Here is a 13,085-nt window from a genome sequence, read left to right on the forward strand (position 1 = left end):
GGAAGCCATCCTCACGGCAAACACGCCATTTTACCTTTCGCCTTTAGTCTTTTCTCCTAATTAATTTCGACCAGCACCTCATTAGGGTTAACTGCGTCACCTTTTGCCACATAAATGGCTTTGACGATGCCGGCTATCGGCGCGGTGATCTCAGTTTCCATTTTCATGGCTTCAGTCACCAGCAAAGATTGACCGGCATTGACTTTTTGACCTTCCTTGACCAATACGTCGATGATATTGCAGGGCATGCTGGTGACCACATCGCCCGGCTCGCTGGGGCGGCGGCGTTTGCTGGCGATGGCACTTTGCACCGCGCCTTGGGCGCCGCCGTCTAGCACGATTTCGTCCAGGGTTTCGATGACGATTTCTTCCGGCATGCCGTCCACGGTGAAGTAAAAATGCCGCAAGCTTTGGTTTTTCGGCCCGGCACCGGTGACTTTCACGTGGTAAGACTCGCCGTGTAGCGCTACGTTGAATTCCGTGGGGGCTTTTTTCACTTCGGCGGACGCCGGGGCTTCGTCCAACTCCAGGGGTTCGGCTACCAGACTGTCGGTGGAACGCAGCTCCAGAAATTGTTTACCGATTTCCGGGAACATCGCGAAGCTCAGCACGTCTTCGTCATTCATCGCCAGGTGGGCGATTTCGTTGCGCAGGTGTTCGAATTCGGGTTTGAGTAAATCGGCCGGACGGCACTCGATCACTTCTTCTTTACCCACGGCCTTGGCTTGCAGTTGGGCGTTAACCGGCGCCGGGGCTTTGCCGTAGCCGCCGTGCAAATAGCGTTTCACTTCGTTGCTGATGGTTTCATAGCGCTTGCCGGTCAGCACGTTCAACACGGCCTGGGTGCCGACGATTTGCGAGGTGGGCGTGACTAATGGCGGGTAGCCTAAGTCTTTGCGGACTTCGGGAATTTCTTTGTACACCTCGGCCATGCGGTCCAGGGCATTGCGTTCTTTTAACTGGTTGGCCAGATTCGAGATCATGCCGCCCGGCACTTGAAAGATGTGGACGCGGGTGTCGATGCCGGTAAATTCGCTTTCGAAGCGGCGGTATTTTTTTCGCACGTCCAGAAAGTACTGATTCACGGCTTGCAGTTTATCCAAATCCAGGCCGGTGTCGTAATCGGTGCCGCGCAGGGCGGTGACTAAGGATTCGGTCGGCGGGTGGCTGGTGCCGCCAGCCCAAGAGGACAGCGCAGTATCGACATGTTCGCAGCCGGCTTCAATAGCCTTGAGCTGGCACATTTCCGCCAAGCCGGCGGTAGCGTGGCAATGTAGGTGCAACGGCAAATCGACGGCATCTTTCAGGGCTTTGACCAGTTCGCCGGCGACGTAAGGGGTCAACAGACCGGCCATATCCTTGATGGCAATCGAATCGCAGCCCAAGTCGGCCAGGCCTTTACCCAATTTGATGAAACTGGCGATGTCATGCACCGGACTGGTGGTATAGCAGATGGTGCCTTGGGCGTGTTTGCCGGCCTCGCGAGTGGCCTCGATAGCGGTTTCCAAGTTGCGGATGTCATTCAGTGCGTCAAAGATACGAAACACGTCCATGCCGTTGCGCGCGGCCGTTTCGACGAATTTACGCACCACGTCGTCGGAATAATGCCGATAGCCGAGCAGGTTTTGGCCGCGCAGCAGCATTTGCAGGCGGGTATTGGGTAGGGCGGCTTTCAGCTTGCTCAGCCGTTCCCAGGGATCTTCCTTTAAAAAGCGCAGACAGGCGTCGAAGGTGGCGCCGCCCCAGCATTCCAGCGACCAATAGCCGATGTCGTCCAGCATGGCGCAGGCTGGCAGCATGTCTTCGGTGCGCATGCGGGTGGCGATGAGTGATTGGTGGGCGTCGCGGAGGATAACGTCGGTTACGTAAACTTTGCTCATTGGGGTTCCTTGGGTTTACAGGCCAGTATGAGAGGCGACAACGGCCGCCAGCACGCTGGCCAGAATTTCCGGTCGCGGCTTGTTGGAATAGTTGATCAGGTCGGGATTGGCTTCGACAAAGCCGGTGTTGAACCGACCGCGGCGAAAATCCGGATGACCGAGAATTTTTAAGTAATACGGAATCGTGGTTTTGATGCCGAACAAGCCCATATCTTTCAAGGCTCGCTCGCCCCGATTTATCGCGTCTTCCCAGGTCATCGCGCTGACGATGACTTTAGCCAGCATCGAGTCGTAAAAGGGCGGGACTTCGTATCCGGTATAAATTGCGGTGTCTGTACGCACGCCGGGGCCGCCGGGGGCGTAGTAACGGGAAATGTGGCCGAAGCTGGGCAGGAAATTGTTTTTAGGGTCTTCGGCGTTGACGCGGAATTGAATGGCATAACCGCGACGCACAATTTCTTCCTGTTTGAAACGCAGCGGTAAACCGGCGGCAACCCGGATTTGTTCCTCAACAATATCCACACCGGTGATCGTTTCGGTGATGGTGTGTTCTACTTGCACCCGGGTATTCATTTCCATGAAATAAAAACGGCCGTTGGCGTCCAACAGAAACTCCACGGTGCCGGCATTGGTGTAACCGACCGCTTTCGCCGCCATCACTGCCAAGCCTCCCAGATACTGGCGTTGCGCTTCATCGAGTTGCGGTGATGGGGCGATTTCGATCAGCTTTTGGTTCCGCCGCTGCACCGAGCAATCGCGCTCATAAAGATGGATGGTGTTGCCGAAATGGTCCGCCAATACCTGCACTTCGATGTGGATCGGATTGACCACGCATTTTTCCAAAAACACGTCGGCGCTGCCGAAGGCCTTGGTGGCTTCGGAAATTACCCGCTGATAGTTTTGCCGCAGTTCGTTGGGGGTGTCGCAACGCCGGATGCCGCGCCCGCCGCCACCTGAAGTGGCCTTCAGCATGATCGGATAACCGATTTGTTCGGCCACCTGCAAGGCATGCTCGACGCTATCCAGGTTACCGTCCGAGCCCGGCGTGACGGGTAAACCGGCGGCTATCATCGCGCTGCGGGCTTCGGTTTTGTCGCCCATGCGTTGGATCACTTCGGCGGAGGGGCCGATAAACACCAAGCCGCGTTCCTGGCAGGCTTTGGCGAACTGGGCGTTTTCTGACAGGAAACCGTAGCCGGGATGAATGGCGTCGCAGCCGGTGCGCAAGGCTAAATCTACCAAGCCGTAGATGTTTAAATAGCCGGCCAGCGGCTCGCTGCCGATGTAATGCGATTCGTCAGCTTTTTTGACGTGCAAGGCAAAGCGGTCGGCTTCCGAATAAATAGCCGCTGAACGAATGCCCATTTCCGCGCAGGCCCGAATGATTCGGACAGCAATTTCGCCGCGATTGGCGATCAGTATTTTGCGTAACATGATGCTCCCGAGTCTTAGTGTTCAGTCACTTGCCTACTACTCTAACAATTTATGGCTATCTTTCAACAAGAAAACCGCCGTTTGCCGATGGGAGATTAGCCTTTAGCTTGGGTGGTGGCGGTGTTGCCGGCCACTGGATTCAGACAGAAAATACTGGTTATTTCCGCGATGTTGGCTACTACGACTTTGATGAAGTCGCTAGCCGCTAAGTTGTTGTGTTAGCAGCATTTAATTGGCTTTTTGTGGCTTCTATACCAACAAGTTTAAAGGGTGGATGGGAAATGTTGATATAAAACAGCCTCTTGCAATTGGCACGCATAGTGCTATCCTCCTGTGTATGGATGCCTATACCATAAGCCGTTGCCAGCCGTAATCGGTCCGGTTTGTGCGAATAGGGTTTCACCTCTTAACTAATTGATTAATTCTGGGGTTTTAATATGGACACAAACAAGCCGTTACTTTCCGCGTTATTTTTTATTGGTCTATCGTTTTGGGGGATACAGCTTGCGCAAGCAGCTACGACCGAAAATACGTTAAACCCGCTCGAATCCTTCCAAACGATTTTGCCGGATTTGCCAAGTGCTTACCAGGAGCAGCCATTGAATCCAGTAGCGGATAAGCCCTTGCAGGACTATGCGCTCACACTGTTTACACGGGTCAAGACCCGTGCGGTCGTAACATTTCAGCAAGCCTTGTCGGACATAGCAGGGCTTGGCGATATGGTTTCGCAAATGGGTTTACTTGGCCTGCTTGGCACGGTTTTCCAGCCAGTGATAGACGAAAGCAAAACAGCTGAATTGAAAGCCGCCTTACCCACGGCGGCCTGGTTTTTTCTCAGCGGCATGCTGGGTGTTCTGGGCTTGAAAAAACGCAGCAATTTGCTGGATACCAAAGCGGTTTTGAATTCAGTCCGGTAAGCGCCGTTATAGATGTGCTGAGGGTTTGGGCAGTGCGCGTGTTGCCCAAGCCTCAACTTTTCCTGCTCCTTCAATCCTGTTATAACGACGCTGTCGTTTGGTATTGCAGCAAGTTTGCACCGATAATAGTTTTCGATTGTCGCTGATGCCTTTGCTAACGATAGTTAGGCCTGGCTAATCATTTCCTGCACTTTTTCGAGAAAGCCTATGTCCGCTGTTGCAGACCATTTTGTCTATGGACCTATCCAACCGGCGGATATTCCGGATTGCATTCGGATTGCCGTTGCCAATTTCGAGGAGTTTCAGCAACACCCCGAATACATCCAGCAGTGGTTCGAGCGCCGTATCGCGCATAACCCCTGGCAGAACGCTTTGCCGTGCGTCGGCGTCGGGGTTTGGCACAATGGGAGTTTGGCCGGTTTCCGGGCCATGTTCGTACAACCCTGGTGGTTGAACGGCGAATCCGTAACGCTTGCCTTCGGTTCCAATACCTGCGTCGATGAACAGTTTCGCGGGCAGGGCTTAGCCACCAAGCTGATCGAACACAGCCTCGAATTTGCCCGTTTCAACGGCACGGTGACTGCCGGCGTGATTACCCAGAAAGCCTTCAAAAAATGCGGCTTCGTACCGATCGGCGGTAGCGATAACGACTTTTATCGTTTGCGCGTCGGTTATCGCGGCTCCTGGGAGAAACGCGCCGGCAAATCATTGGGCTATTGGTTGGGCAGCCTATTTGACATCAACTTGCGCTTACGGAATGTCAAATTGCGTAGCGGCGGTTTTACCTTAGCGGAGGTTTGGCATTGCGACACCGAGTTTGATGCGTTGTGGGAGCGGGTCAAAGCGGGCTACACCTCTTGTCTGGAACGTAGTAGCCGCTACTTGAATTGGCGTTTATTCGATTTTCCGACCTGTCCTTTAAGGCTTTTCGCGCTGCGCGACGCTGCCGGCAAATTGCGCGCTTATGCCATCTGGCATCAGCAAAGCTTTGGAGAGGCTATCAGCATGGCCGTACTGCGCGATGTGTTTTATCCCTTGGACGATGAGCCGGCCTTACAGACCCTGTTGTATTACCTATTTGCTTATTGGCGGGAGAACGGGGTTAGTTGGGGGAGCCTGGAAGTCGCCTCGCCGTCATTGATTAGTCTGTTCCGCAGTCTTGGCTATGAAAAGGTGCCGTCGCGCGGTAATCGGTATTGGATCTACAGTGAGCCGCCGCTAGCCGACAATATTTTGCAAAATTGGTACCGCAGCGGGATCGATGGCGATTATTTTGATCATCCACTGTAATATTGCCCAATCCAACATTCTAAATTCGGTCTGCCGCCTATGTTAAACGCCTCCGTGATTATCAGCACCCGCAACAGAGCGTCGATATTGCCGCGCTTGTTCGACGCATTGGCCGCCATGCGCCTGAATAACGAGACCCGCTGGGAATTGCTGATGGTTGATAACGGCAGCAGCGACGACACCGTTGCGGTGATCTCTGCCGAAGCTGAGCGTGGTCGGTTGCCGGTGCATTGCGTCTCGGAGCCGATTCCCGGTAAGTCCCGCGCTTTGAATCGCGCCATCAAGCAAGCGCAAGCTGAGTTATTGGTGTTCACCGACGACGATGTCGAACCGCAGGCAACTTGGTTGCAGGCTTACATTGATGCCGCCGCGCTGCATCCGGAAATCGACGGTTTTGCCGGCAAAGTATTACCCAAATGGCTGGGCGACATCCCCGCCTGGCTGCATACAGAAGGTGAGTTTGCCTTGCCGCGCGGCATTACCAATACCCGCGATTTTGGTATGTCTCAGCAAATTTTGGATGAACAGGTGATTCCGGGTGGCGTCAACACCGCGTTAAGAGCCGAGGCCGTAGCCAAAAACGGCTGGTTTCGCGAAGAACTGGGGCCGGGTACCTCGGTACCGTTTACGGAAGACACCGAATACATGGGCCGTTTTCGGCGTGGTGGCGGCGAGTTTTGGTATGTGCCGGAAGCATTGCTGTATCACTGCAACATCCCGGAGCGGATGACTAAAGCCTATGTCTGCCGCTGGATGTTCGACGTGGCCCGCTGTCAGGTGCTGGCTTATGCCGATGTACCTGCCGGGAAGAACATAGCCGGTATCCCGCTATATTTGCTGCGGCATTACCTGAGCAGGATCGTGAGTTTTTGGTTGGAACCGCGCGAGCAGCAACGCCTGCAAAAAAAAATGAAATGGATGTTTACGGCCGGCGAAATCGCCGGTTATCGGCAACTGCCGGCGTTTAAGCAAACGTTGGCGGCAGATTAGCGACTTGCCTACAGCAAGGCTTGTAAATATCCCCAAATCTTTTCGGCAATCACCGGTTGTGCCAGCTCATTCGGGTGCAGGCTGTCGGCCTGCATCATCTCCGGGTTTAATGCTACCTCTTCGAGGATAAACGGCACGTAAGGGATCTTCAATTCCGCGGATAGCTGCGGAAAAACCTCGTAAAACATCTCGACATAACGCTTGCCGTAATTGGGCGGAATCTTCATCCCCAGCAGCATCACTTTGGCGCCGACGTTTTGCGAACGCCGGGTGATTTCGGTCAGATTATTTTTCATTTCCGCCGGCGATAAACCGCGTAAGCCGTCGTTGGCGCCCAGTTCCACCAACACAATATCCGGTTTATGCCGCGATAAAATTTGCTCCAGTCGCGCCAGGCCGCCAGCGGAAGTATCGCCGCTGATGCTTTCGTTACTGATAACATAGCCGCTATGCAGGTCGGTTAGCTTGTTTTGCAACAAAGCCACCCAGCCAAGCTGAACTTCGATGCCGTAACCGGCACTAATACTGTCACCCAATACTACTATCGATTTCGCCATGGCGCTGATTGGTAGTAAACCCAGAATTACGGCAAGGACCACGCTATACATGTTGAATACTCATATTGATAAGACCAGTTCCCCGATTATCGTTACCGAACAACTCGGTAAATCGGTGCCAACTTCCGAAGGCATTTTACACATCTTGTCCTCGGTGAATTTAATCATCAATCCGGGCGAGAGTTTGGCCATTGTCGGCGAGTCCGGTTCCGGTAAATCCACCCTGCTCAGTTTGCTGGCTGGATTGGATACGCCCAGCACCGGTCGAGTGGTGGTCAACGGCCGCGATCTGACCAAGCTGGACGAAGACGGCCGCGCCTTGTTGCGCAACGAATTGGTCGGTTTCGTGTTTCAATCCTTTCAACTGCTGCCGGGGTTGACGGCTCTGGAAAACGTCATGCTGCCGCTGGAACTCAGCGGACATGCTCAAGCGGCGAGCGCTGCCCGGGCCTTGCTGGATAGAGTGGGCTTGTCGCAGCGCTTGACGCATACCCCCAAACAATTGTCGGGCGGCGAACAGCAACGGGTGGCTTTAGCGCGGGCTTTTGTCACCCAGCCTACCATCCTATTTGCCGACGAACCGACCGGTAATCTGGACAGCAAAACCGGTGCGCACATCATCGATCTGCTGTTCGAGCTCAATCAAGAACAACATACCACTTTGATTTTGGTGACTCACGACATGACTTTGGCCGGACGTTGTCAACGCACCATTCGCCTGGACGCCGGGAGCGTGGTATGAAGCGCGTCAATCTAGCCATGAAACTGTTGTGGCGCGATAGTCGTTCCGGAGAGCTGACCTTATTGCTGCTGGCTTTGCTGATTGCGGTCAGCAGTTCCACCGCTATATCGCTATTCGCTGATCGCTTGCATCGGACCATGACGGTGCAAGCCGCCGAGTTTTTAGCCGGTGATCTGGTGGTGGCTGCGCCGGCGCTCATAGTCGATACCTGGTTGGCCAAGGCCGGCGAATTGGGCTTATCCCATTCGCAAACCAGCGAGTTTGCCAGCGTTTTGCTGGAAAACCAGGAAATGCTGTTGGCTTCGGTAAAATCCGTCAGCAGCGGCTACCCGCTGCGCGGGAAATTGAAAACCAGCGATGCCGAGTCGCAGGATGAAATCGTCGCCAGCCAGGGTCCGGAACCCGGCTCGGCTTGGGTAGACAAGCGCATACTACCGGCTCTACATCTAAAAATCGGCGATACGCTAACCGTAGGCGAAAAACCTCTGACCATCGGCCGGGTGTTGAGCTACGAGCCGGACAAGCGCGGTGACTTTTACAGCTTTTCGCCGCGGGTGATGATTAATCAAATCGATTTGGCTGCCACCGGCGTCATTCAACCCGGCAGTCATGTGCGTTACGCTTTCCAGTTCAGCGGCGACGAACAGGCTTTACTTGCCTTTAAAACCTGGTTGAAACCGCAACTGAACAGTTCGCAAAAAATCCTGGATATACATGAGGATCGCCCGGAGCTGGGATCGGCATTGCAGCGCGCCGAGCGTTACCTGGGCTTGTCCAGTATCGTGGTGATCTTGATTGCCGGCGTGGCGATTGCGATGGCTACCCGCCGTTACACCGAGCGGCATTTCAACGCCACTGCCTTGTTGCGTTGCCTGGGGTGTAAACAAGCGGAAATTGTCTGGCTGTACGGTTTGCAGTTTTTGGTGTTGGGCCTGTTAGCCAGTAGCGTCGGCTGCGGCTTGGGCTGGTTGGCGCAATTTGGTTTATTCGAGCTGTTAAAATCCTTGTTGCCGGAAGAGTTGGCCAGTCCCAGCTGGTTGGCGGTATTTTTTGGCTTGACTTCGGGCTTGGCAATCTTGCTGGGTTTTGCTTTACCGCCGTTGCTGCGCTTGCAAAAAGTCTCACCGTTGCGGGTATTGCGCCGTGAGTTGGAACCCTTACCCACCAGTGGTTGGTTGATTTACGGTTTGGCGCTGGCGATTATCGGCGGCTTGATTTGGCGCTACACCCAAGACCCGAAAATGACATCTACCATATTGGGGTTGGGTGCGCTAACACTATTGGGTGTAGGTGGCGCGGTATATGGTTTGTTATTGCTGGCGCGCAAGCTGTTGCCGAGGATGGGCTTGAATTGGCGTTTTGGCTTGCAGGGATTGCTGAGGAACAGCCAGGCCAGCGTCAGCCAGATATTGGCTTTCAGCATCACGCTCACCGCCATGGCCCTGAGTTTTACGGTGCGCAGCGATTTGATCGACAACTGGCAACAGCAATTGCCGGAACAGGCGCCGAATCATTTCGCCTTGAATATCCTGCCGGAACGGCAGCAGGCATTTCAAAGCGAATTGCAGCAGGCGCAAATCCCCAGCAGCCGGTTTTATCCGGTGGTACGCGGACGCCTGGTGACGATTAATAACGAAGCGGTGCAAGGCCGGGTCAGCAAAGACACCCAGGGCGAAGGCGCCACTCAACGCGAATTGAGCCTGACCTGGGCGGTGCAATTGCCGGACGATAACAAAGCCACCGATGGCGGTGCTTGGCAAGCCGATCGGCCGGGTCTGGTATCGGTGGAGCAAAAACTGGCGGAAAGCTTGAAAATCAAGGTGGGCGATGAATTGACCTTTACGGTGGGGAGCGCGCAATTCAGTGCCAAGGTTTCCCAACTTCGCAGTGTGCAGTGGGATACGATGCGGCCCAATTTTTACATGATCTTCTCGCCCGGCACGCTGGATAACTTTCCGACCATGTACATGACCAGCTTCTATTTGGCCGATACCCAAAAAATTCTGTTGAATACGTTGCTGAAAAAATATCCGGCGATCACGATATTGGAAGTTGATCAGATCTTGAAACAATTCAAGATGATCCTGACGCAGTTGACCAAGGCCATCAATCTACTACTGTATTTTGCCTTGGCGGCTGGTTTTACCGTGTTGTTTGCCGCCGTCTACGCCACGTTGGATCAACGGATCTACGAAGGTGGGCTGATGCGGACTTTGGGCGCTCGGCGCGGCTTTTTACGTACCACGCACGTGATTGAGTTTGGCTTGCTCGGCACCTTGGCTGGCGTCATGGCGGCTCTGGCTAGTGAAGCGATTCTGTATGCGTTGTATACCCGCGTGATGCAGATCGATTATCGTCCGGGCTACCATTTGTGGGGAGCATTGCCGGCGATAGGCGCGATAACGGTGGGGCTGGCAGGGTACTGGGGGGTTAGGCAGGTGGTCAATCAGCCGCCCCTGCAAGTATTGCGGCGTTAATCTCCGGCGCTTTGGTATTACTTCCGCTCTCGGCTTTCTCGCCCGACTTGTCTCAGCGTATGATTGCCGCTTTAATTTTGCACCCCATGGCACGAAGTTCGGCCTTTCCCTTTTAAGGACCATGCATGAAATATAGAGATTTACGAGACTTTATCGCCCAGCTGGAAAAACAGGGCGAACTGAAGCGCATCAAACAGGAAGTCGATCCGGTGTTGGAAATGACGGTGATTTGCGACCGGGTATTAAAACAGGGCGGCCCGGCTTTGCTGTTCGAAAATCCGAAAGGTTCCAACATTGCCGTGCTGGGCAACCTGTTCGGGACGCCGAAGCGGGTGGCGATGGGGATGGGAGCCAAAGATGTGTCCGAATTGCGCGGTATCGGCGAGTTACTGGCCTATCTGAAAGAGCCGGAGCCGCCGAAGGGCATGAAAGACGCGCTGGAAAAATTCCCGGTATTCAAGCAAGTGTTGAATATGGCCCCGAAAATAGTCAGTTCCGCGCCCTGTCAGGAAGTGGTTCGGGTCGGCGACGAAGTCGATTTAAGCGTTTATCCGATTCAAACCTGCTGGCCGGAAGACGCCGCGCCTTTGATTACCTGGCCGCTGGTGATTACCAAAGGGCCGAACAAAGACCGGCAAAACCTGGGGATTTACCGCCAGCAAGTCATAGGCAAAAACAAAGTCATCATGCGCTGGCTGGCGCATCGCGGCGGCGCATTGGATTTCAAGGAATGGCAGCAAGCGCATCCTGGCAAGCCGTTTCCGGTTGCAGTGGCTCTAGGAGCGGACCCGGCGACGATATTGGCGTCGGTCACACCCGTGCCGGATTCTCTGTCCGAGTATGCCTTCGCGGGTTTGTTGCGCGGCAGTAAGACCGAAGTGGTCAAATGTTTGTCCAACGATTTACAAGTGCCGGCCAGTGCGGAAATCGTGCTGGAAGGCTTTATTTATCCGGGCGAAACCGCGCCGGAAGGGCCGTACGGTGATCACACCGGTTATTACAACGAAGTCGATGAGTTCCCGGTGTTTACGATCGAACGCATCACTCAGCGGCAGGTGCCGATTTATCACAGCACCTACACCGGCCGTCCGCCCGATGAACCGGCTATTTTGGGTGTGGCCTTAAATGAAGTCTTCGTGCCCATCCTGCAAAAGCAGTTTCCGGAAATCGTTGATTTCTATCTGCCGCCGGAGGGCTGTTCCTATCGGATGGCGGTGATCAGCATGAAGAAGCAATATGCCGGCCACGCCAAGCGGGTGATGCTGGGTACCTGGTCGTATTTGCGCCAATTTATGTACACCAAATTTGTGATCGTGGTGGATGACGATGTCGATGTACGCAATTGGCAGGACGTGATTTGGGCGATTACCACCCGCATGGACCCGGCGCGCGATTTGACGATTTTGGAAAACACGCCTATAGATTATCTGGACTTTGCTTCGCCGGTGTCGGGCTTGGGGTCCAAGGTCGGTTTCGATGCGACCAACAAATGGCCGGGCGAAACCAGCCGGGAGTGGGGGCGTCCGATTGTAATGAGTGAGGATGTCATCAAAAAAGTCGATTCTATGTGGGATACCCTATTTAACTAGGGTAGACTGCCGGTTCGCTTGAATAACGGTACAGTTCCTAATGAAAATATTGGTTGTCGACGATATCTACGAAAACAGGCTATTGCTCGACAAATTACTGAGCAGGATGCAGCATGAAGTCATTTTGGTCGAAAATGGGGAGCAGGCGGTTCACGCTCTGGCCAGCGTAAATCCCGATCTGATTCTGATGGATATTATGATGCCGGTCATGGATGGCCTGGAGGCTATCAAAGCAATTAGAGAGCGAACCCTGGACAAGTGGGTGCCGATTTTTGTGCTCAGCGCGCTAGCCGATGACCAAAATGTCTTGGATGGGCTGCAAGCCGGTGCTGACGACTATCTGCAAAAACCGTTCAGTCGCGCTGTTCTTGCCGCTAAATTGGGTTCGGTGCAGCGTGTGATCGATATGCAAAATCTGATTATTGCCGATACTCAGCTACTTAAAGCCTATCGCGACGAAAACGAAGCGGAGCAGCAGTTTTTACAGAGTATTTTTGAAAGGTTAATTAAACAGAGCGATCTGAAAGACGATCATTTGCAGTTTTGGTTATTGCCGGCCAAACGCTTTAGCGGCGATTTGATTTGCGCCAGGCGCGTCAGTAAGCAACAAATTTACTTTATGCTCGCCGATTCGACCGGCCACGGCTTGGCGGCAGCGTTACCGACGGTGATTGTCAATCAGGCATTCCAGGCGATGACGAAAAAGGGCTTGGCCGTACCCATCATCGTCCGCGAGATCAATCGCCTGGTGCATAGCCAGATGCCGACGGGCCGTTTCGTAGCTTTGGTATTGGGCATGATAGATGCTGAAAAAAAGACGGTGGAGTTGTGGAATGGCGGCTTACCCGATGTTTATGCGCTGGATGGCGATGGCAAGCCGGTTCACACCTTTCGTTCCTCACACCCCTCTGCCGGCATTCTCGATAACCGGCAATTCGACGATACTTGCGAAATCTGGCATTGGCGGGAGGCTTGCGAGTTATTTATGTACTCTGATGGCTTGACCGACACCCTGGGTCCTGACGGCGGTTTATTCGGCCAAGAGCGCGTCCTGCAGATTCTCAAAACGGCGCCGCCTGGCGCTGAAGTGGCGGCGATCCAACAGGCCCTGGAAGCGCATATGCTGAACCGGGAAGCGCAAGACGATATTTCCTGTATGGCCATTCGCTGCCGCTGAATATTTCGACGTTGGGCCGGCTGGTTTTTATT

General features: G+C 54.0%; 11 protein-coding genes. 8 read left to right on the forward strand and 3 right to left on the reverse strand.

Annotation, left to right across the window (positions count from 1 at the left end; all coding sequences use genetic code 11):
* Positions 1 to 56: 56 nt before the first annotated feature.
* Complete coding sequence (gene oadA, locus JWZ98_RS01725) at positions 57 to 1,880, reverse strand: sodium-extruding oxaloacetate decarboxylase subunit alpha (protein ID WP_205452804.1); 1,824 nt, start codon at positions 1,878 to 1,880, stop codon at positions 57 to 59.
* A gap of 15 nt (positions 1,881 to 1,895) precedes the next feature.
* A complete protein-coding gene (locus tag JWZ98_RS01730) occupies positions 1,896 to 3,314 on the reverse strand; it encodes an acetyl-CoA carboxylase biotin carboxylase subunit (protein WP_033158539.1) in 1,419 nt (472 codons plus the stop codon).
* Between the two features lie 17 nt (positions 3,315 to 3,331).
* Here JWZ98_RS01730 and JWZ98_RS01735 point away from each other — a divergent pair, with 17 nt between their 5' ends.
* The 4 genes from JWZ98_RS01735 (at position 3,332) to JWZ98_RS01750 (ending at position 6,511) form a co-directional block, all read left to right on the forward strand.
* On the forward strand, positions 3,332 to 3,523 hold the full coding sequence (locus JWZ98_RS01735; RefSeq protein WP_129871326.1) for a hypothetical protein: 192 nt from the start codon (positions 3,332 to 3,334) through the stop codon (positions 3,521 to 3,523).
* Between the two features lie 228 nt (positions 3,524 to 3,751).
* On the forward strand, positions 3,752 to 4,231 hold the full coding sequence (locus JWZ98_RS01740) for a hypothetical protein (protein ID WP_033158540.1): 480 nt from the start codon (positions 3,752 to 3,754) through the stop codon (positions 4,229 to 4,231).
* A 207-nt stretch (positions 4,232 to 4,438) separates the two neighbouring features.
* Positions 4,439 to 5,521, forward strand: coding sequence for a GNAT family N-acetyltransferase (locus tag JWZ98_RS01745; RefSeq protein ID WP_033158541.1), 1,083 nt, complete (start codon positions 4,439 to 4,441; stop codon positions 5,519 to 5,521).
* Between the two features lie 39 nt (positions 5,522 to 5,560).
* Positions 5,561 to 6,511 carry a glycosyltransferase gene (locus tag JWZ98_RS01750; protein WP_033158542.1) on the forward strand — a complete coding sequence of 317 codons (951 nt, stop codon included), beginning with the start codon at positions 5,561 to 5,563 and terminating at the stop codon, positions 6,509 to 6,511.
* Positions 6,512 to 6,519: 8 nt separating this feature from the next.
* On the opposite strand, the gene JWZ98_RS01755 is transcribed toward JWZ98_RS01750, so the two are convergent.
* Complete coding sequence (locus tag JWZ98_RS01755; protein WP_084153408.1) at positions 6,520 to 7,119, reverse strand: arylesterase; 600 nt, start codon at positions 7,117 to 7,119, stop codon at positions 6,520 to 6,522.
* On the opposite strand from JWZ98_RS01755, the gene JWZ98_RS01760 reads away from it, so the two are divergent.
* From JWZ98_RS01760 to JWZ98_RS01775, 4 genes are all read left to right on the forward strand, one after another.
* Positions 7,118 to 7,810, forward strand: a complete 693-nt coding sequence (locus tag JWZ98_RS01760; protein WP_033158543.1) for an ABC transporter ATP-binding protein — start codon at positions 7,118 to 7,120, stop codon at positions 7,808 to 7,810. The two genes, JWZ98_RS01755 and JWZ98_RS01760, sit on opposite strands and share 2 nt — an antisense overlap.
* Positions 7,807 to 10,287, forward strand: a complete 2,481-nt coding sequence (locus JWZ98_RS01765) for an FtsX-like permease family protein (RefSeq protein ID WP_205452805.1) — start codon at positions 7,807 to 7,809, stop codon at positions 10,285 to 10,287. Before JWZ98_RS01760 ends, JWZ98_RS01765 begins: the two co-directional genes overlap by 4 nt.
* Positions 10,288 to 10,412: 125 nt before the next feature.
* Positions 10,413 to 11,876, forward strand: coding sequence for a 4-hydroxy-3-polyprenylbenzoate decarboxylase (gene ubiD, locus JWZ98_RS01770; protein ID WP_205452812.1), 1,464 nt, complete (start codon positions 10,413 to 10,415; stop codon positions 11,874 to 11,876).
* A gap of 40 nt (positions 11,877 to 11,916) precedes the next feature.
* Positions 11,917 to 13,053, forward strand: a complete 1,137-nt coding sequence (locus JWZ98_RS01775) for a SpoIIE family protein phosphatase (protein ID WP_205452815.1) — start codon at positions 11,917 to 11,919, stop codon at positions 13,051 to 13,053.
* Positions 13,054 to 13,085 lie beyond the last annotated feature (32 nt).

The sequence above is a fragment of the Methylomonas sp. EFPC1 genome, assembly GCF_016925515.1.
Lineage (GTDB): Bacteria > Pseudomonadota > Gammaproteobacteria > Methylococcales > Methylomonadaceae > Methylomonas > Methylomonas defluvii.

What these genes read in the sequence shown, in the direction of transcription:
- JWZ98_RS01750 (WP_033158542.1), top strand. Translation starts at nt 5,561, where the DNA reads ATGTTAAACGCCTCCGTGATTATCAGCACCCGCAACAGAGCGTCGATA.
- ubiD (WP_205452812.1), top strand. Translation starts at nt 10,413, where the DNA reads ATGAAATATAGAGATTTACGAGACTTTATCGCCCAGCTGGAAAAACAG.
- JWZ98_RS01760 (WP_033158543.1), top strand. Translation starts at nt 7,118, where the DNA reads ATGTTGAATACTCATATTGATAAGACCAGTTCCCCGATTATCGTTACC.
- JWZ98_RS01755 (WP_084153408.1), bottom strand. Translation starts at nt 7,119, where the DNA reads ATGTATAGCGTGGTCCTTGCCGTAATTCTGGGTTTACTACCAATCAGC.
- JWZ98_RS01765 (WP_205452805.1), top strand. Translation starts at nt 7,807, where the DNA reads ATGAAGCGCGTCAATCTAGCCATGAAACTGTTGTGGCGCGATAGTCGT.
- JWZ98_RS01740 (WP_033158540.1), top strand. Translation starts at nt 3,752, where the DNA reads ATGGACACAAACAAGCCGTTACTTTCCGCGTTATTTTTTATTGGTCTA.
- JWZ98_RS01775 (WP_205452815.1), top strand. Translation starts at nt 11,917, where the DNA reads ATGAAAATATTGGTTGTCGACGATATCTACGAAAACAGGCTATTGCTC.
- JWZ98_RS01745 (WP_033158541.1), top strand. Translation starts at nt 4,439, where the DNA reads ATGTCCGCTGTTGCAGACCATTTTGTCTATGGACCTATCCAACCGGCG.
- JWZ98_RS01730 (WP_033158539.1), bottom strand. Translation starts at nt 3,314, where the DNA reads ATGTTACGCAAAATACTGATCGCCAATCGCGGCGAAATTGCTGTCCGA.
- oadA (WP_205452804.1), bottom strand. Translation starts at nt 1,880, where the DNA reads ATGAGCAAAGTTTACGTAACCGACGTTATCCTCCGCGACGCCCACCAA.